The 25,096-nt window shown below is 37.2% G+C and carries 22 protein-coding genes; 4 read left to right on the top strand and 18 right to left on the bottom strand.

What is annotated here, in order from left to right; genetic code table 11:
- Positions 1 to 82: 82 nt before the first annotated feature.
- From RMN97_RS01955 to RMN97_RS01910, 10 genes are all read right to left on the bottom strand, one after another.
- Positions 83 to 1,510 (bottom strand): L-serine ammonia-lyase, encoded by a 1,428-nt coding sequence (locus tag RMN97_RS01955; protein ID WP_309612841.1) that lies wholly within the window; start codon positions 1,508 to 1,510, stop codon positions 83 to 85.
- A 105-nt stretch (positions 1,511 to 1,615) separates the two neighbouring features.
- Entirely contained in the window at positions 1,616 to 4,918 is a 3,303-nt protein-coding gene (locus RMN97_RS01950; RefSeq protein WP_309612840.1) for an amidohydrolase family protein, read from the bottom strand.
- A 97-nt stretch (positions 4,919 to 5,015) separates the two neighbouring features.
- Positions 5,016 to 6,788 carry a DUF885 domain-containing protein gene (locus RMN97_RS01945; protein ID WP_309612839.1) on the bottom strand — a complete coding sequence of 591 codons (1,773 nt, stop codon included), beginning with the start codon at positions 6,786 to 6,788 and terminating at the stop codon, positions 5,016 to 5,018.
- 112 nt (positions 6,789 to 6,900) lie between these two features.
- Positions 6,901 to 8,691: an acyl-CoA dehydrogenase family protein gene (locus RMN97_RS01940; RefSeq protein WP_309612838.1), complete on the bottom strand. Its 1,791-nt coding sequence runs from the start codon at positions 8,689 to 8,691 to the stop codon at positions 6,901 to 6,903.
- 65 nt (positions 8,692 to 8,756) lie between these two features.
- On the bottom strand, positions 8,757 to 9,089 hold the full coding sequence (locus tag RMN97_RS01935; protein ID WP_309612837.1) for a four helix bundle protein: 333 nt from the start codon (positions 9,087 to 9,089) through the stop codon (positions 8,757 to 8,759).
- Between the two features lie 76 nt (positions 9,090 to 9,165).
- The gene (locus tag RMN97_RS01930; RefSeq protein WP_309612836.1) at positions 9,166 to 10,353 is read right to left on the bottom strand and encodes an acetyl-CoA C-acyltransferase; all 1,188 of its coding nucleotides are present in this window, start codon (positions 10,351 to 10,353) and stop codon (positions 9,166 to 9,168) included.
- Positions 10,354 to 10,433: 80 nt separating this feature from the next.
- Positions 10,434 to 12,824 (bottom strand): 3-hydroxyacyl-CoA dehydrogenase/enoyl-CoA hydratase family protein, encoded by a 2,391-nt coding sequence (locus RMN97_RS01925; protein ID WP_309612835.1) that lies wholly within the window; start codon positions 12,822 to 12,824, stop codon positions 10,434 to 10,436.
- Between the two features lie 164 nt (positions 12,825 to 12,988).
- Positions 12,989 to 13,291: a four helix bundle protein gene (locus RMN97_RS01920; RefSeq protein ID WP_409024869.1), complete on the bottom strand. Its 303-nt coding sequence runs from the start codon at positions 13,289 to 13,291 to the stop codon at positions 12,989 to 12,991.
- A gap of 65 nt (positions 13,292 to 13,356) precedes the next feature.
- Entirely contained in the window at positions 13,357 to 13,788 is a 432-nt protein-coding gene (locus RMN97_RS01915; RefSeq protein ID WP_309612834.1) for a MarR family transcriptional regulator, read from the bottom strand.
- Positions 13,789 to 13,969: 181 nt separating this feature from the next.
- The gene (locus tag RMN97_RS01910) at positions 13,970 to 14,377 is read right to left on the bottom strand and encodes a hypothetical protein (RefSeq protein ID WP_309612833.1); all 408 of its coding nucleotides are present in this window, start codon (positions 14,375 to 14,377) and stop codon (positions 13,970 to 13,972) included.
- Between the two features lie 303 nt (positions 14,378 to 14,680).
- On the opposite strand from RMN97_RS01910, the gene RMN97_RS12880 reads away from it, so the two are divergent.
- The 3 genes from RMN97_RS12880 to RMN97_RS01900 all read left to right on the top strand — a co-directional run bounded on the left by RMN97_RS12880 (position 14,681) and on the right by RMN97_RS01900 (position 16,563).
- Positions 14,681 to 14,968: a helix-turn-helix domain-containing protein gene (locus RMN97_RS12880; RefSeq protein WP_409024868.1), complete on the top strand. Its 288-nt coding sequence runs from the start codon at positions 14,681 to 14,683 to the stop codon at positions 14,966 to 14,968.
- A gap of 182 nt (positions 14,969 to 15,150) precedes the next feature.
- On the top strand, positions 15,151 to 15,636 hold the full coding sequence (locus RMN97_RS01905; protein ID WP_309612832.1) for a nuclear transport factor 2 family protein: 486 nt from the start codon (positions 15,151 to 15,153) through the stop codon (positions 15,634 to 15,636).
- Between the two features lie 150 nt (positions 15,637 to 15,786).
- Positions 15,787 to 16,563: a S1/P1 nuclease gene (locus RMN97_RS01900; protein ID WP_309612831.1), complete on the top strand. Its 777-nt coding sequence runs from the start codon at positions 15,787 to 15,789 to the stop codon at positions 16,561 to 16,563.
- 250 nt (positions 16,564 to 16,813) lie between these two features.
- On the opposite strand, the gene RMN97_RS01895 is transcribed toward RMN97_RS01900, so the two are convergent.
- The 8 genes from RMN97_RS01895 to RMN97_RS01860 all read right to left on the bottom strand — a co-directional run bounded on the left by RMN97_RS01895 (position 16,814) and on the right by RMN97_RS01860 (position 23,451).
- Positions 16,814 to 17,203 carry a surface-adhesin E family protein gene (locus RMN97_RS01895; protein ID WP_309612830.1) on the bottom strand — a complete coding sequence of 130 codons (390 nt, stop codon included), beginning with the start codon at positions 17,201 to 17,203 and terminating at the stop codon, positions 16,814 to 16,816.
- Between the two features lie 393 nt (positions 17,204 to 17,596).
- On the bottom strand, positions 17,597 to 17,992 hold the full coding sequence (locus RMN97_RS01890) for a hypothetical protein (RefSeq protein ID WP_309612829.1): 396 nt from the start codon (positions 17,990 to 17,992) through the stop codon (positions 17,597 to 17,599).
- Between the two features lie 10 nt (positions 17,993 to 18,002).
- A complete protein-coding gene (locus RMN97_RS01885; RefSeq protein WP_309612828.1) occupies positions 18,003 to 18,755 on the bottom strand; it encodes a methyltransferase domain-containing protein in 753 nt (250 codons plus the stop codon).
- On the bottom strand, positions 18,746 to 19,483 hold the full coding sequence (locus RMN97_RS01880) for a DUF2071 domain-containing protein (RefSeq protein WP_309612827.1): 738 nt from the start codon (positions 19,481 to 19,483) through the stop codon (positions 18,746 to 18,748). Before RMN97_RS01880 ends, RMN97_RS01885 begins: the two co-directional genes overlap by 10 nt.
- 4 nt (positions 19,484 to 19,487) lie before the next feature.
- A complete protein-coding gene (locus RMN97_RS01875; RefSeq protein WP_309612826.1) occupies positions 19,488 to 19,877 on the bottom strand; it encodes a DoxX-like family protein in 390 nt (129 codons plus the stop codon).
- Between the two features lie 86 nt (positions 19,878 to 19,963).
- Positions 19,964 to 20,113: a hypothetical protein gene (locus RMN97_RS01870; RefSeq protein WP_309612825.1), complete on the bottom strand. Its 150-nt coding sequence runs from the start codon at positions 20,111 to 20,113 to the stop codon at positions 19,964 to 19,966.
- Positions 20,114 to 20,119: 6 nt separating this feature from the next.
- On the bottom strand, positions 20,120 to 20,566 hold the full coding sequence (locus RMN97_RS01865; RefSeq protein WP_309612824.1) for a hypothetical protein: 447 nt from the start codon (positions 20,564 to 20,566) through the stop codon (positions 20,120 to 20,122).
- Between the two features lie 8 nt (positions 20,567 to 20,574).
- Positions 20,575 to 23,451 carry a DNA methyltransferase gene (locus tag RMN97_RS01860; protein WP_309612823.1) on the bottom strand — a complete coding sequence of 959 codons (2,877 nt, stop codon included), beginning with the start codon at positions 23,449 to 23,451 and terminating at the stop codon, positions 20,575 to 20,577.
- Positions 23,452 to 23,802: 351 nt separating this feature from the next.
- Between RMN97_RS01860 and RMN97_RS01855 the strand changes: the two genes are divergently transcribed.
- The gene (locus RMN97_RS01855; protein WP_309612822.1) at positions 23,803 to 24,444 is read left to right on the top strand and encodes a DUF6266 family protein; all 642 of its coding nucleotides are present in this window, start codon (positions 23,803 to 23,805) and stop codon (positions 24,442 to 24,444) included.
- Positions 24,445 to 25,096 lie beyond the last annotated feature (652 nt).

The following is a 25,096-nucleotide window of genomic DNA, read 5'->3' as shown; positions in this document are numbered from 1 at the left end:
TTTTACTCTTATTCACTTCAAAGATGGAAGTTTTATTGCGTAAAACCTTTATATAATTATCACAAAAAATTATAAAATTACATTAACAATCTGCCATATTTACCGCTACTGCTAAGCCTCCTTCGGAAGTTTCTTTATATTTTGAGTTCATGTCTTTGGCAGTCTTCCACATGGTTTCGATTACTTTATCTAACGGAACTTTAGCATTTTTAGCATCGGTTTCCATAGCAAGTTCTGCGGCATGAATTGCTTTGATTGCTCCCATAGTATTGCGCTCAATACACGGAATCTGAACCAAACCACCAATTGGGTCACAGGTTAATCCGAGATGATGTTCCATTGCAATTTCTGCTGCCATCAATACTTGGTCTGGAGTTCCACCCATCACTTCACACAAAGCTGCTGCTGCCATCGCTGATGATACTCCGATTTCGGCTTGACAGCCACCCATTGCTGCGGAAATAGTTGATCCTTTTTTGAAGATGCTTCCTATTTCTCCGGCGACCATAAGGAATTGTTTGATTTCTTTTTCGCCTGCTTGATGATTTTCGATAACTAAATAATACATCAAAACGGATGGAATTACTCCAGCGCTTCCATTGGTTGGTGCGGTTACGACTCTACCTAAAGCGGCATTTACTTCATTCGTGGCCAAAGCAAAACAAGAAACCCATTTTAATATTTGGCGGAATTTAACTTCGGTCTGTCGAATGGTTTCTAACCATTCTTGTGGATTGTTATAATTGGCTAAACCAATAAGTCCTTGATGCATATCAAAAGCGCGTCGTCTTACATTTAAACCTCCGGGTAAAATACCTTCCGAGTGGCAACCAATATACATGCATTCAAGCATCGTTTTCCAAATGCGCATTAATTCGTGATGAATTTCTGCTTCTGAACGCATTGATTTTTCATTCTCGTACACGATTTCAGAAATCGATTTGTTTTGTGTAATTGTATATTGTAGTAACTCATCCGCATTTTGGATTTGAAACGGAAATGCACATTTGATGGCTAATTTCTTTTTAGCATTTATACGTTCTTCTTTCACCACAAATCCGCCACCGATGGAGTAGAAGGTAGAGGCATATTCAGTCTCATCTTCTAAATAAGCTGTAAATAATAGACCGTTTGCATGAAAAGGAAGGAAGTTTTTATTGAAAACAATATCCTGCAGAAAATAGAATGGAATAACTATTTTATTGGCTAAATTGATTTCGTTTTTATTCTCGATATTTTTGATAATTCCGTCAATGTCTTGAACAGGAATATACTCAGGATCTTGTCCGCTAAGTCCAAGCATAATCGCCAAATCGGTAGCATGACCTTTTCCCGTTAAGGAAAGCGACCCATACAAATCAACTTTGACACGAGTTACTTTATCGAGTATATTTTCTGTTTGTAATTCGGATAAAAAACGTTCTGCGGCACGCCATGGACCAAGTGTGTGTGAACTTGATGGTCCAACACCAATTTTAAGCATATCAAATACGGAGATGCATTCTTCCATAAAACTATATCGATTTAGTTGGGCAAATATAGCCAATTACAGATTATGAATTTATCGGAAATAAAAATCCCTTGCCTAAACAAGAGATTTTTATATAATAGAATTTTAATTTTTCTCATGAATTGCACCACAACAATGTTGGTGCATAAAGCTATCGCTTTCTTCATGCCAAGGAAAAGCCGCATTGTATTTTGAATTCTCCCAATAGAAGTTGCCGCGTTTTTTAGGTTCGTTGCCTACTTCATTCATTGTTTCGGTATCATACATTCTTCCGTTGGCAATAGTATAAATAATGGTATTTGAGTTTTGTATGTTGTCCAATGGATTTTTGTCTAATACTAAAACATCGGCTAATTTGCCTACTTCCAGTGAACCGATGTCTTTACCGGCACCAATATAATTAGCAGCGTTAATAGTTGCCGTTTTCAAGGTTTCTATATTACTCATGCCACCTTGATTAATGCTCCACAATTCCCATTGCGCTCCCATGCCTTGCAATTGTCCGTGAGCACCCATATTTACTTTTACGCCGCTATCGGCTAATGTTTTTGCCGTTTTTGAAGTCAAAATATGGTCGTTTTGATAATCTTCTTCCGGAGCCATAATACGGTAACGCGAACGAGAATCAATGATACCTCTTGGTGTGAATTGCAATAGTTTTTTGTTTTCCCAAACATTGGTTTTTTGATACCAATAGTATTCGGCATTCAAACCACCGTAGTTAACAATAAGAGTAGGCGTATAACCAACACTGCTTTTGCCCCACAATTCTAAAACATCTTTATAAACAGGTGTGATCGGAATATTGTGTTCAATTCCAGTGTGGCCGTCAATGACCATACTCATGTTAGTAAAAAAGGTAGAACCACCTTCAGGCACAACATTAATGCCTTCTTCGCGTGCAGCTTGTAATACTTGTTGCCGTTGTTCACGGCGTGGTTGGTTATAACTTTTAACCGATAGTGCACCAAACGCTTTGGTACGTTTAATTGAAGAACGAGCATCATCCAGTTTGTTAATCACAGCTTTAAAATCGCCATCAGCACCATATAAAATATAACCAGTTGAGAAAACTCTTGGACCAACCAAAGCACCGCTTTTTACCATTTCTGAAAGTGTAAAAATTGATTCTGTATTAGAGGATGGATCATGCGAAGTGGTCACGCCAAATGCCAAATTTGCATAAAACTGCCAGTTTTGCTGTGTAGTCAAACCGTATCGGAAGGCGCCTACATGCGCGTGTGCATCAACCATTCCGGGCATCAAGGTTTTATTAGTCATATCATACACACGAGCATCTGCCGGAACTGCTACTTCTCCTGTTTTACCAATAGCTTCAATACGATTTTGGTTGATGATTAGCGTTCCTTTTTCGATAACTTTATCACCTTCCATGGTGATGATAAGTGCGTTAGTTAATGCAATGCGTCCTTTTGGTTTATCTGTTTTAGATGTTAAGCCAATTTTGATTCCGGCATCTTTTGGTTGATCAACTTTAACTGGTGAACCTTCCAAAAAGGTAAAACGGTCTTTCAAAGCAGAGTTATAATAAGTTTCTCCAAGTGTATACATCATATTTTTACTGTCAGGTGACCAATGCAAACTGATACCCGCATCTTTTGTCAATTGAGAAACAGGGACTGCTGTAGATTTATCATCCAAATCAACTGTTTGACCGTTGATATTTAATGGTGCCACATAACCTTTGTGCAATAGCGTAAAAGCGATCCATTGATTATTTGGGCTGGGTACTAAACGATTGGCATATTTTGATTTGATATGACTGCGTTCGTCTTTTCCGTTAAGGTCAACACTTTTTAGTTCTTTAGTTAAATCGCCAAAAAAGACACCACCTGTTTGGGAGAAAATACGTTTGCTGTCTTTGGTAAACACAGGATATTCGCCACTGGCAGAAACAAATTTTACATTTCCACCTGTAGCATTCATAGTATAAATACCAGGTTTTTTGCAAAAAGCAAAGCCTTGATCAATGTTACCATCTTCTTTAAGATAGGTTATCATTTTACCATCAGGCGAAAGATTCGGTGTTCTAAAAATACCTTTTTCGGTAGTTAGTTTTACTGGATTTTTTCCATCGACACCTACTTTTCTAATAGCGCCAAGGTTAGCATCATTCCACGTTACATAAAATATTTCTTTTCCGTTTGCCGAAAATGTTGGTTCCGCTTCAAAGTCGGTTCCTGTAGTTAATCGTTTCGGAGTTCCGTTTGGTAACGCCTTTGTCCACAAATAGCCCAATGCTCTGAAGACTACTGTTTTTCCATCAGGGGAAGTCACAGCGTCGCGTATCATTTTTACGGTAAAATCTTCATCTGAAATTCGGGTATCAAAATGCACTCTGTCAGCAACATCGATAGCAACATCTATTGTAAAAGGAATAGGCGTAACCGCTAAGGTTTTAATGTCAATCTTTTGAATATGCCCAGCAGCCCAAAACACGATAGCATCATTGCTGGGCATCCAACTAAAGTTGGGATAAACACCAAATAGTGTCCAAGCGGTTTGTTGGTCTTTATCCAGTTTATCATAGACTGGCCATTCTTCTCCTGTTTCTAAATCATGTAGATATAAAACCGTTGTTGTGCGTACTCGTTTTACAAAAGCCAACAGTTTACCATCATGAGAAATCTGAGGACGCGCTGCACCTCCGGGACCACCAGTTACCCGGTCTGTTTTTCCGGTTTCAAAATCATAGCGGTAGATAACAAAGATTTCACTATTTGGATCTTTATTGTATTGAAAGAAACCACCAGGATAAACATCTTCGCTGTAGTACATGTATTTTCCGTCCGGAGAAATTACTGGTTCATTCACATCCTGTTGGTCATTTTTACGCTTTGTTAATTGTACTCCACTACCACCCGAAATATGGTATTGCCACATTTCACCTGCACCTAAAGAACGTTGTGAGGTAAAGTGTTTTTTGGCTACTAAATAATTTCCATCAGGCATCCAACAAGCATTGTTTACCAATCTAAAATCTTCTTTGGTTACTTGTTTGGCATCAGTACCATCGGCTTTCATAACCCAAATATTATCGCCACCACCAGCATCACTGGTAAACGAAATATGTTTACCATCCGGACTAAAGCGCGGCTGTATTTCAAACGGAATTCCGGAACGAATCACAGTGGCTTTTCCTCCAGCAATAGGCATGCTATAGATATCACCCAGCATATCAAATATTATAGTTTTCCCATCGGGACTAACATCAAGGTTCATCCAAGTACCTTCTGTAGTAGTAAAATTTTGTTTTTTGTAGTTAAAGCTGTCACCCGGTTTGGCAACATCCCATTTTGGTTCTTTTGGTTCTTTGCTTTCCTCTTGAGCTGTTATGTTAAAGGAAATAAATGAAAGCGCGAGTAAAAAGGATATTCTTTTATTCATTGAGAAGTTGATTTTGTATATTTCACGCTAAATATAAGAATAAAAAAGCCACACGTATAAACGAATAGCTTTTTCATATAAATTCTATTTCTGAGGATTATTGCATTTTTGCCCAATCTTCCATATAAAGTTCCAAAATACTTAGTGGCATACTTCCGCCTTGCAATAATGCATCATGAAAAGCTCTCAGGCTAAACTTAGCACCTAATCTCATTTTGTATTTATCACGTAGTTCTTTGATTTTTAATTCCCCTGTTTTATAGGCTAAAGCTTGTCCTGGCATAGCCATATAACGCTCAATTTCTGCGGTTGCTGTTTTTTCGGCTATAGCTTCGTTATCCATCATATATTTGATAGCTTCTTCGCGTGTCATCTCTCCGGTATGTAATCCGGTATCCACCACTAATCGAATAGCTCGGTGAATTTCATTGCCATAAGCTCCCATTTTTTGATAAGGATCCATATAACATCCTAATTCATCACCTAATGACTCTACATAGAGCGCCCAACCTTCAGAAAAAACAGGGAAAGAAGCAAAGCGTCTAAACATCGGTAATGATTTGTTTTCCTGCATTAAAGAAATCTGATAATGATGGCCAGGAATAGCTTCATGAATAAAAGTGGCCTCCAGTGCAAAGTTGGTTGTATTTACTTTTGTAGCATCCACTATCGGAATGTAATAAATACCAGGACGTTTTCCATCAGCCGAACTAGCATTATATTGAGGTGCAGCAGCTGCGGCTCTAAAAGCTTCTACTTCTCTAATCTCGAAAGGTGTTTTTGGTGCTACACTAAAATACTTACTTAGATACGGATTGATTTTGCTCAACACCGCATTGTTAGCGTCTAATACTTCTTGCGCGGTTTTATAAGGCATAAACTTCTGGTCGGTTTGCATATAGGCAAAGAGTTCTTTAAGTGTGCCTTTGAAACCCATTTTGCTTTTCAGTGCTTCCATTTCGGTAGTAATGCGTTGCACTTCATTTAATCCCGTTTGGTGAACTTCTGCTGCTGTCACTTTTGTTGTGGTAAAGTAGTTGATGTAATTTTGATACATTGCATCCCCATTTGGCAAAACATTAATACCACTAGTAGTTCGGGCAGCATTAAGATAATCGCCACCAAAGAAATTTGCCAGTTTTTTATAACAAGGAATAAGTTTAGTGTTGATAGCTTCTTTATAAGCAGCTGTTAACCTTTCCTTATCTTCGGCTGAAAAAGTAGCAGGGAAATTTTGTATTGGTCCATAAAAGATGCTTTTAGTTTCGTCGGATTGCGCTAAGCTTTCCATTTGAGGCACCATTTTTACTACTAATGCTTTGGGTAATACCATGCCATCTTTCATTCCTTTGCGGAAATTAGCAATAGTAGTATCGGTATAAACCGTAAACTTGTCAATACGTTTTAACCAATTGTCATAGTCTTTAACGGTTTTAAAGGGTTGATTTCCTTTACCATTTCCTAATTGTCCCATAGTGAGTGGAAGCGAGTAGAACTGTGCAAAAGGCATTTTTTCTCTATGAAATTGCTCTGCATCCAATTCTCTTTTGAGCATCTCTCTTAAGATTAAATATGATATTCTATCATCAGTATTTAGCGTTTGCAGTTTGAATCTATTGAGTGCGCTGAGGTATTTAGAATAGAGCTCATGTGTCATCTTCAGGAATTCCTGCGAACCATCGTTATACAATTGGTCATTATACCTATCATCTCCGGCAGCTGTCGCTGATAAAGGATAGAGCTTTAATCTGTCTTGATAATAGTTTTCAAATAGCTGGTTCAACTCTGCGTTTTTCACAGTTGTTTGAGCAATAGTTTTTGTTCCAAAAGCGATAAAGAGGAGCGAGGTCAATAGAATAGTTTGTTTCATAATAAAGAAAAGCATTAGAATCAGGAGGTGATTTTTCTTGTTGCGCTAATGTACAAAAAAAGACCAACTGATTTAACAGCTGGTCTTCCCAAACAATTAACTTAACTTTAAACTAAAAACAATAACTATTTTCCGCCACTAACTTGGTAGTAATAGTTTCTCTTAAACCAACGATGTTTGGCATGTTGGTGTATTTTGTAAAACGGCGTAATCCCATTAGCATCATGCGTTGCTCATCACCTTCAGCAAAAGAGATAATGCTTTCTTTTCCTTTTTGGGTAACTACATCTACGGCTTTATATAAGTATAATTTCGCCATGGCGATTTGCTCTTTCACGTTGGCTTCGCCTTCTTTTTTAGCTAACTTCTCTGTGCGCAAAATGGTACTTTCGGCCATGTAGATTTCGATTAAAATATCGGCAGCGGCGGTTAATAATTGTTGGTGTGAATCTAAATCAGGTCCGTATTTTTGAACGGCACCACCAGCAACCATAAGAAATGCTTTTTTCAATTTTCCGATAAGTTCTTTTTCTTCAGAGAATAATTCGGAGTAATCAGGTGTGTCAAATGATGGAATACCCATTAATTCTTCCTGTACTTTTGATGCTGGTCCAAGCAAATCAATATGGCCTTTCATTGCTTTTTTGATTAGCATTCCCACCGATAACATTCTGTTGATTTCGTTCGTCCCTTCATAAATACGAGCGATACGCGCATCACGCCACGCACTTTCCATTGGAGTGTCTTCTGAGAATCCCATTCCACCATAAATCTGAATCCCTTCATCAGCACAGTTTTGAACATCTTCTGAAACCGCTACTTTCAAAATCGAACATTCAATAGCAAATTCTTCTACGCCTTTTAGTTCGGCTTCTTGGTGTGAAGTGCCTTCAGCTTCACGTAATTTGATGCGTGTTTCAATGTCTTTGGCAGCACGATACGTTGCACTTTCACCGGCATAGGCCGAAGTCGCCATTTCGGCTAATTTATAACGGATGGCTCCAAAACTCGAAATCGGAACATTAAACTGTATTCTTTCATTAGCATAATTCACTGCATTGGAAGTTACACGACGTTGGGCATCCAAACAAGCGGCAGCCAATTTGATACGACCAACATTCAAAGCATTCATTGCAATTTTGAAACCTTCACCACGACCAGCCAACATATTTTCTACAGGAACTTTAGTGTCAGCAAAGAAAACCTGACGCGTTGAAGAAGCGCGAATTCCTAATTTATGTTCTTCTTCGTTCATAGTAATTCCGTTGCTTGGATCATTTTCTATGATGAAACCGGTAATGTTTTTATCATCTTCAATTCGGGCAAACACTATGAATACTGAGCAGAAACCTGCGTTTGAAATCCACATTTTTCCACCTGTAATACTGTATGATTTTCCATCAGCTGAAAGCACAGCTTTTGTTTTTCCGGAGTTAGCATCAGAACCAGCACCAGGTTCAGTAAGGCAATACGCTCCAAACCATTCTCCAGAAGCTAATTTAGGTACGTATTTTTGTTTTTGTTCTTCGGTTCCGTATAAAGTAATTGGCATCGTTCCGATTCCGGTATGTGCACCAAAGGCAGTCGAAAACGAACCTGTTGCTCCTGAAATATAGTCACAAACCAAGCAAGTGTCCACGAATCCCATTCCCATTCCGCCATAAGCTTCAGGAACGGCAACGCTGAGGAATCCCATGTCGCCCGCTTTCTTCATCACTTCTTCGGTGAAAGCGTAATCTTTAGCTTCAAAGCGATTTTTGAAAGGCCATATTTCTTTGTCAACAAATTCTTTAACGCTGTCACGCATCATGATTTGCTCTTCCGAGAAATCCTCTGGAGTAAAGATGTCTTCACATTTTGTTTCTTTTACGAGGAATTGTCCTCCTCTAGTTATATCGCTCATTTTTTTATTTTTTTTAAGATGATAGATAATAGACGAATAGATAATAGACGCCTAAATATTAATAATTAGTTATTTAATGTATTTTGAAATGACATTGTTGCTTTTTGAAATTCTTCAATCTTTGTTTCAATTTGATTTGTGTCTTCGGCAGATAAATATTTTCTATGATGAGCCAATAGTAGTTGAGTGTGTAACTCAAATGATGAACCCAGAGAAATATCTAAAAAATGGCAAAATGATTTATTTGTTCTACTTGAACCTTCAGCAATATTAGAAGGTATTGAGATTGAACATCTATCCATTTGACTTTTTAAACCATATTTTTCAGAAACCGGAAAAGTATCAGTAAGGTCTAAGCTAAGTTTAGCTAAATCCATTCCCATTTGCCAAATTTTCAATTTCTTAAAATTATGTCTTTTAAAATACTCCTTTTTTGTCTATTATCTATTCATCTATCATCTATCCGTCTTTCTTTTACAACAATTCATAAACTCCCGCAGCACCTTGACCAGTTCCGACACACATGGATACGATTCCGTATTTATCGCCACGTCGTTTCATTTCGTCAAATAATTGTACCGATAATTTTGCTCCAGTGCAGCCTAAAGGATGTCCTAACGCAATCGCACCACCATTTACATTGATAATATCCGGATTGATTCCTAATTCTCTTGTAACTGCTAAAGCTTGAGAAGCAAATGCTTCGTTCAGTTCAATTAAGTTGATATCGTTTAATGTTAATCCAGCCTGTTTTAACGCTTTCGGAATGGCTTTTACCGGACCAATTCCCATGATTCTTGGTTCAACACCCGCTGCGGCATAGCTGACCATACGCGCAATAGGAGTGAGTTTTAATTCTTTTACCATGTCTTCGCTCATGACTAATACAAAAGCAGCACCGTCACTCATTTGAGAGGAGTTGCCTGCCGTTACACTTCCGCCAGCAGCAAAAACTGGTTTTAATCCAGCTAAAGCTTCTGTAGAAGTTCCGGCTCTTGGTCCTTCGTCTTTAGTTACAGTATAGGATTTGGTTTCTTTTTTCCCGTTTTCATTGATGAACGTTTGCTCGATTGTAATCGGAACAATTTGTTTGTCAAACTTACCATCAGCTTGAGCTTGCAAAGCTTTTCTATGTGAATTGAAAGCGAACTCATCCTGGTCTTCACGAGAGACGTTAAATTGTTTGGCGACAGCTTCCGCAGTTAGACCCATTCCCCAATAGTAATCTTCGTGACCTTCGGCTGCGACTGCATAATCCGGAGTTGGTTTGTAACCTCCCATTGGAATAAAACTCATGCTTTCGGCGCCACCTGCTATGATACAATCTGCCATACCGCTTTGGATTTTGGCTGTTGCCATTGCAATCGTTTCCAATCCGGAAGCGCAATAACGATTCACAGTTACACCCGGAACATCAGTTACTTTTAATCCCATTAATGAAATCAAACGGGCAACGTTTAATCCTTGTTCGGCTTCGGGCATGGCGTTTCCAACCATTACGTCGTCGATACGTGTTTTGTCGAAATCAGGGAACTGAGCCATCATGTGTTCAATAGTTTCTGCGGCTAATTCATCTGGTCGCTTGAAACGAAAAACTCCTTTTGGTGCTTTTCCTACCGCTGTGCGATAGGCAGAAACTATATATGCTGTTGTATTTTTCATCGTATTATTTTATGTCGTTCCTACGGAACTTTATTGTCTTTATTTATTTTTAGTCTACCTATATGTAGTCCCTACGGGACTTAGTTTCTTAGTGGTTTTCCTTTTGTCAACATAAACTGAATTCTTTCCAAAGTCTTGCGCTCAGTGCATAAGCTCAAAAACGCTTCTCTTTCAATATCAAGTAAATATTGTTCTGATACTAACGTTGGTTCTGATAAATCACCACCAGCCATTACATATGCCAGCTTGTTAGCAATTTTTTGATCGTGTTCCGAAATGTATTTCCCGGCTACCATTTGGTCGGTTCCAACTAAGAACATTCCTAAAGCTTGTTTACCCAGAACTTTGACATCCGTTCTTTTTATAGGTTGGGTGTAACCGGCTTCTGCCATTAGCAATGCGTGTTTTTTAGCTTCGGCAATTTGTCTGTCTTTGTTGACTACGATGATGTCTTTTCCCTTTTGAAGGATTCCGGTATCAAAGGCTTCATACGCCGATGTCGATACTTTTGCCATAGCTACTGCTAAGAAATATTCCTGCAACACATTCAACTCAACATCATTCTTGCGGAATAAATCAGAAGCGCGTAATGCCATTTCTTTAGAACCTCCGCCGCCCGGAATTACTCCAACTCCAAACTCAACCAAACCGATATAACTTTCTGCTGCAGCGACCACTTTATCAGCGTGCAATGTCATTTCGCAACCACCACCTAAGGTCATTCCGTGAGGTGCAACAATAACTGGAATAGAAGAGTAGCGCACACGCATCATCGTGTCCTGGAACATTTTGATTGCCATGTTTAGTTCTTCGTATTCCTGTTCCACTGCCATCATAAATATCATACCGATATTGGCTCCAACAGAGAAATTGGCTCCCTGATTTCCGATAACCAAACCATTGTATTCTTTTTCGGACAAGTCGATGGCTTTGTTGATTCCGACTAAAACGTCAGCACCAATGGTATTCATTTTGGATTGGAATTCTAAATTTAAGATTCCATCACCTAAATTTTCAATTACAACACCGCTGTTGCTCCATACTTTTTTGCTCTCGCGGATGTTGTTCAATATTATAAAACTGTCTTGTCCTGGAACTTTGGTTTGTGATTTTGTTGTGATGTTATAGTAATACGTATTTCCCTCTTTAACAGTATAAAAGCTAGTATTACCTGAAGTCATCATTTCATTTACCCAAGCTGATGGTTTTAATCCTTCGGCTTCCATTAACTCAATTCCTTTTTGAACTCCGATGGCGTCCCATATTTCAAAAGGACCGTTTTCCCAACCGAAACCAGCTTTCATAGCATCGTCAATTTTGTAGAAATCGTCAGTTATTTCAGGAACACGGTTAGAGCAATACGCAAACATCGCAGCGAAGTTCTTTCTGTAAAAATCACCTGCTTTATCTTTACCTTTTACTAAAACTTTAAATCGGTCAATAGGTTTGTCTATGGTTTTTGTTAGTTCCAAGGTTGCGAATGATGCCTTTTTTGCCGGACGATATTCCATCGTATCTAAATCCAAAGACAAAATATCCTTATCGACTTTTTTGTAAAAACCTTGTCCTGTTTTACTTCCGAGCCATTTGTTTTCCATCATTTTGTTGATGAAATCCGGAAGTTTGAATAAATCGTGCGCTTCATCATTTGGACAACCTTCATACAAACCGTTTGCTACATGAACCAGTGTATCCAAACCCACTACATCAACGGTTCTGAAAGTAGCCGATTTTGGTCGGCCTATAACCGGTCCGGTCAACTTATCTACTTCTTCAATGGTCAATCCCATTTCTTTTACCAAATGGAACAAACTCTGGATTCCGAAGATTCCGATTCGGTTTCCGATAAAAGCCGGAGTATCTTTGGCTACGACCGAAGTCTTACCCAAATATTTTGAACCGTAGTCAAATAAGAAGTCTAAAACGTCTTGTGAAGTTTGTGGGCCCGGAATGATTTCGAATAGTTTTAAATAACGCGCCGGATTAAAGAAGTGCGTGCCACAGAAATGCTTCTGAAAATCTTCGCTGCGACCTTCGCTCATAAACTTAATTGGAATACCCGAAGTATTTGAAGTCACTAAAGTTCCCGGTTTTCTGAATTTGTCTATTTGTTCAAAGACCAACTTTTTGATGTCTAAACGTTCTACTACCACTTCGATTATCCAATCATAATTGGTTATTTTAGCCATGTCATCCGTAGTGTTTCCGGTTGTGATGCGGCTTGCGAATTTCTGACTGTAAATAGGGGAAGGGTTCGACTTCAACACATTAGCTAAATGTTCATTCACAATGCGATTCCGAACGACTTTGCTTTCAAGCGTTAATCCTTTCTTTTCTTCAATTTCAGTTAAAGCATTCGGAACGATATCCAAAAGCAACACTTCCAAACCGATGTTAGCAAAATGACACGCAATGCCTGAACCCATGATTCCGGATCCGACTACTGCCACTTTTTTGATTATTCTTTTCATATGTTGTTTGTTTAAGGAAAGAAAATAGAATATAGAGAATAGAATATAGATTACTCTCTTTAAAGTTTAACTTCTATGTTCTTTATTCTATATCCTTTGTTCTTTTTATAATAGACTCTACTGTAGTCCATTTTGGAAAGACATTGTCATTCTTTGAAATTCTTCTATTTTGTTTCTAATTGGTTAAAAGTTGTTTCGTTTATATATTTTCTGTGTTTTGCAACTATTAGTTGTGTAATTAATTCAAAAGAAGAGCCTAGTGAAATATCAATAAAATGACTGAAAGATTTGTCAGTTCTTGATGAACCTTCAGCTATATTACTTGGAATAGAAACTGAACATCTACTCAATTGTGAACTCAAATCATATCTTTCATGTTTAGGAAATTCCCACAAGATATCTGAAATATCATTTGTAATTTCAATCCCAAGTTGCCAAATCTTCAAGTTCTTATAATTATGCCTCATTTTTATACAATCAAATCTATTCTCTATATTCTATATTCTTTGCTCTTGTCTCTTGCTTCTTTTCTCTAAAAAATCTTCTTCTCAGCAATCAACTCATTAATCACATCAGCCACTTCCATAAAATTCTGAAGTTTTTCCTCCGGTATATTCTTTCGGATAGTGTCATTGAATTTTAATACGGTTTCTTTTGATTGTGCTCTCATCTCTTTTCCAAAATCGGTTAAGTATATTAAGACACCACGACCATCATCAGGATTTTTCTTTCTTATGATTAATCCTTTCTCTTCAAGAGTTTTTAGAGTTCTTGTTAAACTTGTGGGTTCCATTCCCATTCGGGTGCTTATAGCTGTTGACGGAGTTCCGTCTTCTTTATCGATGCTTAACAGTGCAAATCCAATGGCCATAGAACCTTCAAACTTTGAAGCTTCTTCATTATACATTCTGGCAACGGCTTGCCAAGTAGCGCGGAGGATATAATCTATGGTTTTATCTTTCATTTTTTACTATAACGATTTCTTTGGAAGTTCAAATATACAAAAAATTTATTATGCACGCATAGTATATATGTTAAATTTTTATGTGAAGTGGAAAGAAAAAAGAGAAAACCTGCCTGCCTGCAGACAGGGAAGCAAGAAGAAAGAGCAAAGAATTAGTTTGGCTAGGGTAGTGTGACCTTTTTTAGCGTTTTAGAAATGATTTGTATACATCGGAAAGGATAACGACAGAAAGTAATAGTGATAAAAAAGCACAGACTTGTAATCTTCCACTTCCGAGTTCAAGAATTTTTAACGACAGACTAATCAACCAAATGATAAAGATGTTTAAGTTGAAAATACCACAAAGGATATAAAAGAAATTAGCTTGTAAAGGGTTTGCTTTTTTTCTGAAGTGAAAAATCAACCTAATGAGTAAAAGGAGACCACCAAGTACTACAGCCCCCACTGCGGTATAAACAAAATTGAGGAATAAGCCCAAACTATGCATTATCTCATCCTTTTCGGTGAAATAGTCAAAGAACAAGTACAATGTCCAAATGTTTAATAGTACAAAGCTAATTACGGCATAGGTTAAGATTTTCTCTTTCATTTTATTGGGTTTTTATAAAGGTACTCTAATTAGTAGCAGTATAGGAAAACTTTAGGTTTTTAAGTAAAGAACATAGAATATAGAGAAAAGAAAATAGAACAGAGTAGACGGTTCTCTTTAAAGTATAACCTCTATGTTCTTTATTCTATATTCTTTTCTCTTGCTTCTTTCTTCTTCCATTAAGATTAGCTTAAGATTGAAAAAACCTACAGAAAACCAAAACTCAAAGGCACAGCTTTTGTAAGTTGTTATGTAAGAAACCACCGGACTGCAGCCCCAGTAGCCTGATTAACACTTTAGCTTATGAACCAAAAGTACGTTATCATGATTATGGGGAAGTTATCCGAGCTGGAAGCCCGCATTGAATCCCTAAACAACACTAAACCAGAAGAGGTTTTACTAGATAGTCTCGATATGCAGCAACTGCTCCGCTGTAGCAAGTCGACTTTACAACGGCTACGTAACAATGGAGACATACCTTGCAACAAGGTTGGCAGAAGGTGCTTTTATCCAAAGAGTTTTTTTACACAGGAATTTATAAATAGTATAATTAAGGGAGAAGATCCGTCGAAGCGGTTTGATGATAAATAAAAGCCGGTTTATATTAATGGTATTTATTTATTTTGTAAATTGGTATTCCTCAAACTAATAAATAGTTATTAGTCCCATCCTTACACCGTTATCCATCCTACAGCTAATTTAGCTATGCTATCCTAACATTACGGATACGCCGAAAACCGAACAGAGTAGGCAACAACGAATTCCAAACTAAAATGAAAAAAGTACTTTTTGGATCGCTTATGCTTTGCTGCATAACGATCATGCCTTCGACTGCTTATGCACAAGGCAGCAATCAACAAGTTAGTGATGAAATTATTGCCATCGTTAAAGCCCAATGGGCAGCAGAAGCAGCTGATCCTGGTAATCTTACTGAGCAGTTTAAAAACATTGCTGATGATTACACTGAATTTAATTCAGACTATTCTACACGTCTTGATGGAAAAGCAGTGGCGATGCGATTAGCAGAACCTGGTGGTAAAGACCCTAACCGATCTGCAGCAGGAGAAATGTTAAACCCTAAAGTTCAGGTTTATGGCGACACCGCTATACTGACTTACAATTTTGCAGGGGTTTCTAGAAACAAAGACGGCGAAACCAAAACCAACAGAGCCAAGTCAACTCGGATATATGTTAAGCTCAGTGGTAAATGGAAATTAGTGCATGCTAATTTTGCTCCCGACCCAAAACCAAATGATTAAACAATACCAGTTTTTTTAACAAAGGTTGTCTCTTATATTGAGACAGCCTTTTTTTGTTGGTAAAGATTAAGGTAACAAGAGTTTTTTAACATAATACTAACTTTAGCAATAGCTAATTGCGTTACTTTTACCCTCGTAAATCCACAATTTATGAGACATACATTCTACACCACAACGGTTCTGACCGTTGTACTGCTTTTGGGCAGTACCCAACTATTTGCCTGGGGTCACGAAGGGCACAAACTCGTTGCCGAAGTCGCCTTTAACTATATGGATGAAGCCACCAAAAAGAACGTACTGAAATACCTTGACGGAATGAGCATGGAAGACGCCGGTAATTGGATGGATGCGATCAAGAGTGACCCTGCCAACGATTTTATGAAACCCTGGCATTATATCGATTTTGAAAAAGGGTCTACCACACCGGCTGAAGGCGACAACATCGTCATCATCCTAAACCGTACTCTAAAGGAACTCGACCACAAGGAAACCTTATCGCATGACGAAATCAAAAGAAGGATGTTGATTTTATTTCATCTTATAGGCGATTTACACCAGCCGCTACATGTGGGGTATCCTTCTGATAAGGGTGGGAATACCGTACAGCTTAACTTTATGGGAAGCCAGGGAACCAACCTTCATGCTACGTGGGATTCAAAGATTATTGAATACAAGGCAACTACCTTATCGGATGTGCTGAACAGCAAAACATGCGATTCGGAGGCATTGGCAGCCGTACAAAAAATAGATATAATAGGCTGGGCAAAACAATCGAGAGGGTATCTAAAGGATGCCTATACGGTAAGAAACAATAAGGCAGACGACAACTATGTAGATGCTGTATATCCTATTATCAAAACACAGTTATTGGATGCCGGTATTCGTTTGGCAAGTGTATTGGAACACTATTTTAAGGCGAGCGCTTAATTGTGATTAGAATATCAAAAAAAGCGAAAGATACAAGTCTTTCGCTTAGTATAACTTATTGCATTTCATGCGGCAGCGGAGGGGATTCCTGTCATTAACGTACCAAATAGAATGATTGACTTCGTCGAATCTTCGTTTTCGCGCGGTAGCAGAGGATGAGAAGCAGAGGAGTAAAAGTGAAATGCGCTTCATGGAAAGGAATTAAAGATTCTTTATCCATGCTAAAATGAGAAAGTTACGGTTTACTTTTCTATTTCCCGTAGCAAAACTGGAACAGCATTTCTTCGCCCACGGAATTCGGTTTTACAGCCACCATATCTGCCAAAAACTCGTCGGTATTTTTAGTGTCTAACGGTTTACCGTCTTTGGAATACACGATGGTTTTCAGTACGCCTATTTTTTTTGAGGAACAGCTGTACTTATAAAGGTACACGGTATAGCCGTCAATAGTGGTTGGCTTTATATCATCATCGGATGCATAATAATTGGTCGTGTCCGACACAACCTTAACCCAGGCCGTGGTGCCGCTGTTTAATTTGTAATAGTATACATTGTTATTGGATTCCATTAAATACTGCCAATCCTGGGCGGAACAGACAGAACCAATAAACAATAATAGAAGAAGTAATTGTTTTTTCATAACTTTTTGATTTGTTGAGCAAACGATTTAATCCACATAGAGCGCAGGTGAATCGTTATCATTATTTGACTCCTATAAAGTTAAAAAAAATTAGAACGAGGGCTCTTATAGAAAAAAAGGAAAAAGTTATAGAATTGTTTCATTTTGAATATCGATTCCCACCGCTGCCGCACGAATCCTTTCATGTGGCATTTAAGTCATAAATAAAAATACAATCATTACTAGCTTTTTTGAACATTAATAGAAACTACTAAGTATATCTTAAGTAATACCACACGAAAAGATTGCTTCGCCAGTCGCTTCGCTCTAGTCGTGCGGCACCGAGGGAAACTTTTATATGTTATGTTTTTTAAATACATCCGCAGCAACAAATTGCGCTGTTTATTGTCTTTGTCAATTGAAACACACTGTCAAAAACACTATGCTTAAATAGGTCCAAAGAAACGAAAAAAGGATATGAATTGAGGTTTCAAATTTCTTTCCTTTCCAAAGTTCATTAGAGTATCCAAAGAACTGAATGAACAGTCGAACGGTCCAAAATATACCAAGACCAAGCGCTATTTTCTTGCCAAGATTAGTCTCTAGTATTTCGGTTGAAGATGTCAAGCATAGAACACCCATAAGAAACACAGTCAATGCAATAAAAAAGGTATGCACCGTCATCATTTGTCTGTTGATTAAACTCAATGATTTAAGTTCTTCTCCCCAGTTAAAATACTTCGGAAAAACGATGTGAACCAAAGCCAATACAATTAATAGAACGCCAATTATTTTTAGATGAACTTCCATTTACCAGTAATTAAGTTTGACAGTTAAAGATAGACATAAAAGGCGTAAACTTGGTTTCTTCGAAAGACGAAAAACCAGCTTCTTTAAATGCTTTCTTCCAAACGTTCTTAGTGAAAAAGTGTGTAAAACCAACTGAGAATGCCAGAAAGTTTGGGAAATCACGTAAGTGTTCGACCATAATTACGGTACCATCTTGTTTGCACAAACGATGGCATTCGGTTAAAAACTGTACTTTTTCTTCAAATGATCGTATCTCGTGGGCAGCCGACAAAAGAAATATGATGTCGACGGTATTGTCTTCTAGTGGGATAGTGTTAGTTTTTATTTGTTGTGTATTTGGGTATACTAAACTCACTTTTCGGGCTCTTATAATTGCGGGTTCTGTATGTTGCTCTGCATTATAAAAATCGAATACTTTTAAATCGGCTAGTGGAAATCGGTCTTTGATGATAAAACTGGTTTCGTCAAACCCAGCGTTTATATTTAAGAATTGATTCTCTTTTGAATCTGTAATATTGATTTTTTTTAACCAGTTAAAATCATAATAGCCTGAAAAATCATAAACATAAGCCGAAACAACTAAAGGCATCAGTAAACCGTATAGAAAAGCCAATACGATTATCCAATACGCTATAGTAGACCAATTAAATAGCTGATGGCTTGCGATGAGTAATGCCAAAACGGCTATACCAAAATAATAAAAATGCCGATTAAAACTTAAAATATTAAGTACTCCCTGAAATTTACGTCGCTTTATTTCCATACTTCTTTTTTGCCTTTTTTCCAGTAGTATGGAATGTTTTTAATGATAAATGCATTTGCCAAGACTGGGGATTCCAGTTGGAGTGAACTCAAAAAATCAAAATGATAATCGAGTACTTTTACCGGATTTGGTGTCCAGTTTTGTCTGACACCTTCAATAATTAAAACTTCTTTGGTTTCATTGTTATAGGTAAACGTAAAAGGCAAAGGCCCTGCATATCTTCTTGCTTCTTTCCAATCTTCAAAAGGGGACTGTGGTGGCAAAGCAATTTCTTCTTCTGTTTTGTCTAGTGTTATTTTGAACTTTGAATTTAGGGAAACTATTTCTTTTGTGTTTTGGTGTTCAATTTGCGTGATGTCTGTAGTGGTGTAGTTATACTGCGTAAACAGATTTCCCATTAACTCCATTTTCTTTTTGTCTGTTTCTGATTTTAAGATATACAAACCACGCAAACGTTTGCCTGCTTTATTGGTGTACCGTACAAACACGCGATAGCCAATAAGGAAAAAGTCATTGCCCATAAACTTAGGAAATCCTTTGGGTCTCAGGTCTTTTGTTTGCACCATCGCCACGGCTACAAATGCCCATTTATCTTGAAAAGTGTCCAACTCTAAACATTCGGGGATAAGGTTTTGTAATGCTTCTTTTGGCACTGCAAATGTCAAAACAAGCGAACTTTCAAAATACGCCTCAACGGCAAACGGATGATTTTTTAAAAACTGTAGCATCGCTTTATGGGTGTTCTTTTTTGTGAAGATTAAATTCGGTATAGTACACCACTACCATAAACAAAAAGGCAAAGACTGCATTTAGTTTTCCCCAAAGTAATAGGTCAGGGGCAAGTAAAAACTCAAGGGTATTCATTGTCGCTACTAGTGTGATTTGCGCAATAGCATTTAGTTTTGATGTATAACCACTTAAAATCCATAGTGCCATAATGATTTCTGAAATCCCGATTAAAATAGTTAAATAGGCAGCAGAAGCCCTGTCAACATTTGTAATTCTTTCTACAATTTCCTCATGTCTTGGAACAAAATTCAAAACCTTACAAAAAAGACCATTTGCAATCCAAACCGCCGCAATACAATAGGTCAGTATGTTATGAATCGTTTTGTTTGTCATTGTTGGTTTTATAGTTTTGCGATTAGTGATGCCACACGAAAGGATTCGTGCGGTAGCGGGGGGATAACTAATCAGTCAAATATTAATTATTTCTTCGGCCTATTATCAGAGCCTATTCCTTTCTTAATTTGCTCATTAAGTTCAATTTTTTGCCTCTCTCTTTCAAGTCTTTGTTTTTCAGCTTGATCTGTTATTCTTTTTAGCTCTTGTAATTTTCTTTTTTCATCTTCAGTCATAACTTCTTATTTTAAATTATTAATAAATAGTAACAAACATATAATTCCAACTATAAAACTTAAAAGGGATATTAGATTGAATAGAGTGGTTAGAACATCAAATACATTTTTAAAACAATCATATACTTTATAATTTTTATAAAAATCTTTCTTTTCTGTTTCTCTTATTTCTTCCACTGTATATTTTATATCATAATTATTTGCATAGTATCCATTGACTTGAGAAAGAAGATTTATAACTAAAGAAACTGAAAAAAATATACAAGCCCAAAAAACATTTAATTTGTCTATATCCTCAAATTTTTCAAAAAATGTTGCAGATAAAGCTATACCTCCACTTGATAATGAAATAATTAAAATATCAAATCTTTCTAATGCATATTTTGCTCTTAATTTAGCATTGTCAACATGAGTATTTAACTTATTTACATAAATTTTGTCATCTTCTTTCATAATTATATTTATCTCTTTTTAATCTTCTTCTCTTTACTAAACAAATCTGCCGTGTATTTCTCATACAACTCAAACAAAAACTCCATTCGCTTGGCTTCGCTGGTAAAGGCATGTTTGCTATAGGCAGCATCTACCGCTTTGTCTAATTCGTTATGGGCTTTTATTAATGTAAGAGGCATCATGGTTGGATGATACATATCAGATAAAGAAGTACTATTGGGAAAACTAGCTCTTACATCTAACACTTTTTGAGCAGCAGTCTCAATTGCTTTTAGCTGATTTTCTGTTTGGTTTTCAGGCCAAGGATAATTATTGTAAACTATATCTTTTGAATATCTATAATCACTTTTTAACCTACCACACATATTTTTTACCCATGCCATATGCATTTCTGACATTAAAATACCAAAGTGAAATAGATTTGATTCTGGTACGATATGGCAACTATTATTAGGAATACTTTCGTTATCGAAGAATCCCATCGGAATGTATTTTCTATTTTCAGAAGTAGTGCTTGGAATTAAAATATACGTTTTAGGATTGTTAGTATCTCTAAACAAATAAGGTGTATTGGCAAATTTTTGGGTAGATGGAGCTACACTATCCAATCTAAACTTTTTAACCTGTTCAACTCTTTTTATTATCTCAGGAAATTTTTTAATGTCATCCGGCTTAAAATCCATTAGCCACAAACACCATCTTTTTTTACCATTTAAAAACTCATAGGCAGATATTAATGGTTTTATGTATTTAATGGCATTGGGTTCTTTTTGTAAAAACAAATCTTTTTCTTCATCAGATAGTAATAAATATCCACCATCTAAAGGCATATTGCCAAAATTCATTTTAGGCACATTGCACAATGGGTTTGACCTTTGTTCTATAAATATATCTTTAGCATCCACTAAATATGGATTGATATTTTTTACTTTAATAGCATGAGGTTCACCTTTGATGTCTTCATATTCAAAAAGCGTTTTATTAGTGGTGTCAAAATTAGCAAAGCCAATAATCACACAATATACAGCTGCGTTGCCTTTGGCTTCGTTACTCCATTTAAACGTTTTGTGTGCAAAATGTATTTTGATACCATATTTGTTGAGCATTTGACCCCATAAAATACTGGTTTGTTCTCCCTGTACAATTGAGTTAGTAGATACAAAGGCTACTTTAATTTTAGTGCCATGTATATATTTGGCAGCTTTTAAATACCAGCCTGTTACATAATCTAAAACGCCCGAGCCTTTGCTGTTATCAAATTCCTTTACTATTTGATTTCTTTGAACTTGCGTCATTATTTTAGAACCAATAAAAGGAGGATTACCTATTATGTAATCATACTTTATATCTTCACTTTTATTTACTTTTTTCTCCTTATGAACTTGAAATGATTTAGTTTGGACATTTACTGTTTTATATTCTATAACGGGTTCATTAACTACATAGATATTGGTATGAGAGGCAACCACATCAATTGAATTAACTGGGTTTAATAAACTTTGCCAATCAGTTTCTAGAGCATCACCATGCACTATTCTTGCAGCTTTCTTTAACGGCAATCGCACAAAATACTGTCCAAACTCATTGCTTATCATCATGTTCATTTGGTGGTCAATCAGCCACATGGCTACTTCGGCAATACGAGCAGGAAATTCTTCATACTCTATACCGCACATCATGTCTACATCCAACCACATAATCTCACGAACATCTAAAACACCTTGCCCTGATTTGTAGGTAGCGCGGAGGATTTCTAATTCTAACAAGCGCAGTTCTCTATAAGTAATCACTAAAAAGTTTCCGCAACCACAAGCCGGGTCAAGAAACTTAAGGGTACTAATACGTTTATGAAACTCGGCTAGTTTGTTTTTATTGCTTTTTATACTTTCAAACTCTGCCCAAAGGTCATCTAAGAACAAAGGCTTTATGAGTTTTAGGATATTGGTTTCGCTGGTGTAATGGGCTCCAAGATTTCTACGTTCTTTAGGATTCATAACACTTTGAAACATCGAGCCAAAAATAGCCGGTGATATCTTGCTCCAGTCTATATAACAACAGTCAAGCAAGGCTTGTCTCATCTTGCTGTCAAAACTGGCAGTAGGTAATACTTCTTCAAACAGTTTGCCATTTACATAAGGGAAATCGTTTAACTGTTCGTCAAGATTTTTAAAGCGTTTGTCCTTGTCAGTGTTTAACACCTGAAACAGTTCTTGTATCTTGGCAGCTAAGTCGCTTCCATCTTCGGCGGTTCTGTATTCTATATAATCCTGAAACTGTTGTTTGTCAAAAATAGTGGTGTCTTCGGCAAAAAGGCAGAATAGTATTCTAACCAAATACACTTCTAAAGGATGTCCTTCATACCCAATTTCTTCTAATCGGTCGTGCAGTTTACCCATGAGCTCTGCCGCTTTAATATTGGCAGGGTCTTGTTCTTTATACACTTTCTTTTGGTAACCAAGTAAGTAACCAAAGTTTTGTACATTATGAACTAACTCATTTAACTTAAAAGTTACGGTCTTTTGTTCTTCGGTATCATACAAGCGGAAGTCTTCAAAATCAGAAACGAGTATGTATTTAGGCAGTTCGTTTTGTTTTAGTCCGTGGGTGTATTCTTTGGCTTGTTCAAAAGCTTTGTCAAGGTTTTTGCCTCGGCTCTTCATCTCAATAAGGATAGTGCCTTTCCAAAGTAAATCTATATAACCATCAGCATCCGATATTTTTTTTACGCGGTGTTCAAAGGTTCCGGTCTTTTTTCGTGAGATACCAAAGACATCAAAGAAAGCATCTAAAAACGACTTGGCATCGGCTTCTTCATTAACAGTATCAGCCCATTCTTTAGAGAACTTAAGAGCGCGGTCTTTGATTTCGTTCCAACTTAATGCCATGGTGTTTTATAAAAGGGTAGGTCATTCAAACGTACAAAATATTTCTTACAAAGCAAAATCTTCATTTTCCTTCCACCTTTGTCCATATGTTGTTCGCAAAAACCACCAATTTTGCGAACAACACCCGAACGATATCCGAACAACACCCGAAGAACGATATCAAAATGAGCGTTTTGAGGTGTCATAAGGTGTCACTAGGTGTCATAAGGTGTCAAAAAGACTCACAAGGTGTCAATACGGTTCACTAGGTGTCAGGGGGTTGTGGTGGTGAAAGTGCTGCTATAGTTTTGTTCCAATCAGTTACCAATAGGGCTGAGGAAATTATTTAGTAATCCCTAAAAAACAAATAGTATGGGAACTTATAACAAGGGCATCTTAGGCCCATTTTCAGGAAAAGTTGGTACCGTGGTGGGTGCCAACTGGCGTGGTAAAGACGTGATGCGTTCACTGCCAAAAAAGACAGATCGCACTCCAACAGAAACGCAGCTACTACAGCGCGAAAAGTTTACTGCGGTAAGTAATTTTTTAACTCCCATCAGCAATGTGGTATCGTTGTATTATGGGTCGGGTAGCGGAGAACTCACCCGCAGAAACCAGGCGATGTCCTATCATATGAAGGAAGCCGTAACCTATGTGAACCCCAACTTTGAAATCCTGTTCGACAAGGTGCAAATCAGCAAAGGGGATTTATTGGGAATTCAAAACCCTAGGGCTTCGAGTCCGGCAGCGGGTGATATCCGTTTTAACTGGGAGGACAACTCAGGGCAGGGTAGTGCTAAGAATACGGACCAACTGATCGTGGTGCTGTATTCTCCGTTGGAGGATATTTATTATACCAACGGCAATGCCGCTACCCGAGATGCGGCTAGGGTTACACTAACATTACCTACTTATTTCGCACGGCTCGAAGTACAAGCTTGGATTACATTTGCCTCGGCAACGGGGAAGAGTTATGCGACGAGTGTGTATTTGGGGGCGGTAGCTATAGGTTAGAAGAAAGAAGCAAGAAGCAAGATGGGTAAAGTTTAAAATGGCACTAATCTTTACTTGTTGCTGTAAAAAAGAACATAGAATATATAGAATAGAAAATAGACAGTCCCCTTTAAAGTAGAGTCTCTATATTCTTTATTCTATATTCTTTATTCTATATTATTTCTTCTTTCTTCTTTATTCTATATTCTTTATTCTATATTCTTTCTTCTTTCTTCTTTCTTCTTTTCTCTTCTTTTCTCTTCTTTCTTCTAAAAAAAACCGCCTGCAAATTACTTCACAGGCGGTTTTCAAAATATAGTGGTATTTGTATGTTACAACGCTGATTGATATAAAAAAGTATAGAAGAATAGAAGATAAAAATAGGTTTACGCCCTAAAAAAATATTCAGTTATTAATGTTCTATGTTCTATTTTCCATACTTTTTTAAGACTTATAGATGAGAGACGGATAGATGAGAGACGGATAGATGATAGACAGTACGTAAATGGTCTATTATCTATTATCTCTTCGTCTATTTTCTTTTCTCTTTCTTCTAAAAAAAACTCCCCATTGCTGAGGAGCTTATCATATAGTAGTATTTGTCTTCTGTGTGAATGCTGCCCATACAAAATGGTTGCCATCGATTAAGGCTTTTAAAGAAAGATAGGAAATG

Origin of the sequence: Flavobacterium sp., from assembly GCF_031381455.1 — a bacterium.
Classification (GTDB): Bacteria; Bacteroidota; Bacteroidia; order Flavobacteriales; family Flavobacteriaceae; genus Flavobacterium.
The sequence above is the reverse complement of the archived record's forward strand: the minus strand, read 5'-3'. Positions and strand labels throughout refer to the sequence as shown.

Coding starts and splice junctions, on each gene's coding strand:
- RMN97_RS01875 (WP_309612826.1), bottom strand. CDS start 19,877: ATGACAAACAAAACGATTCATAACATACTGACCTATTGTATTGCGGCG.
- RMN97_RS01880 (WP_309612827.1), bottom strand. CDS start 19,483: ATGCTACAGTTTTTAAAAAATCATCCGTTTGCCGTTGAGGCGTATTTT.
- RMN97_RS01950 (WP_309612840.1), bottom strand. CDS start 4,918: ATGAATAAAAGAATATCCTTTTTACTCGCGCTTTCATTTATTTCCTTT.
- RMN97_RS01930 (WP_309612836.1), bottom strand. CDS start 10,353: ATGAAAAATACAACAGCATATATAGTTTCTGCCTATCGCACAGCGGTA.
- RMN97_RS01885 (WP_309612828.1), bottom strand. CDS start 18,755: ATGGAAATAAAGCGACGTAAATTTCAGGGAGTACTTAATATTTTAAGT.
- RMN97_RS01865 (WP_309612824.1), bottom strand. CDS start 20,566: ATGAAAGAAGATGACAAAATTTATGTAAATAAGTTAAATACTCATGTT.
- RMN97_RS01895 (WP_309612830.1), bottom strand. CDS start 17,203: ATGAAAAAACAATTACTTCTTCTATTATTGTTTATTGGTTCTGTCTGT.
- RMN97_RS01910 (WP_309612833.1), bottom strand. CDS start 14,377: ATGAAAGAGAAAATCTTAACCTATGCCGTAATTAGCTTTGTACTATTA.
- RMN97_RS01890 (WP_309612829.1), bottom strand. CDS start 17,992: ATGGAAGTTCATCTAAAAATAATTGGCGTTCTATTAATTGTATTGGCT.
- RMN97_RS01920 (WP_409024869.1), bottom strand. CDS start 13,291: ATGAGGCATAATTATAAGAACTTGAAGATTTGGCAACTTGGGATTGAA.
- RMN97_RS01900 (WP_309612831.1), top strand. CDS start 15,787: ATGAGACATACATTCTACACCACAACGGTTCTGACCGTTGTACTGCTT.
- RMN97_RS01955 (WP_309612841.1), bottom strand. CDS start 1,510: ATGGAAGAATGCATCTCCGTATTTGATATGCTTAAAATTGGTGTTGGA.
- RMN97_RS01940 (WP_309612838.1), bottom strand. CDS start 8,691: ATGAGCGATATAACTAGAGGAGGACAATTCCTCGTAAAAGAAACAAAA.
- RMN97_RS01925 (WP_309612835.1), bottom strand. CDS start 12,824: ATGAAAAGAATAATCAAAAAAGTGGCAGTAGTCGGATCCGGAATCATG.
- RMN97_RS01945 (WP_309612839.1), bottom strand. CDS start 6,788: ATGAAACAAACTATTCTATTGACCTCGCTCCTCTTTATCGCTTTTGGA.
- RMN97_RS01870 (WP_309612825.1), bottom strand. CDS start 20,113: ATGACTGAAGATGAAAAAAGAAAATTACAAGAGCTAAAAAGAATAACA.
- RMN97_RS01855 (WP_309612822.1), top strand. CDS start 23,803: ATGGGAACTTATAACAAGGGCATCTTAGGCCCATTTTCAGGAAAAGTT.
- RMN97_RS01905 (WP_309612832.1), top strand. CDS start 15,151: ATGAAAAAAGTACTTTTTGGATCGCTTATGCTTTGCTGCATAACGATC.
- RMN97_RS01860 (WP_309612823.1), bottom strand. CDS start 23,451: ATGGCATTAAGTTGGAACGAAATCAAAGACCGCGCTCTTAAGTTCTCT.
- RMN97_RS01915 (WP_309612834.1), bottom strand. CDS start 13,788: ATGAAAGATAAAACCATAGATTATATCCTCCGCGCTACTTGGCAAGCC.
- RMN97_RS12880 (WP_409024868.1), top strand. CDS start 14,681: ATGAACCAAAAGTACGTTATCATGATTATGGGGAAGTTATCCGAGCTG.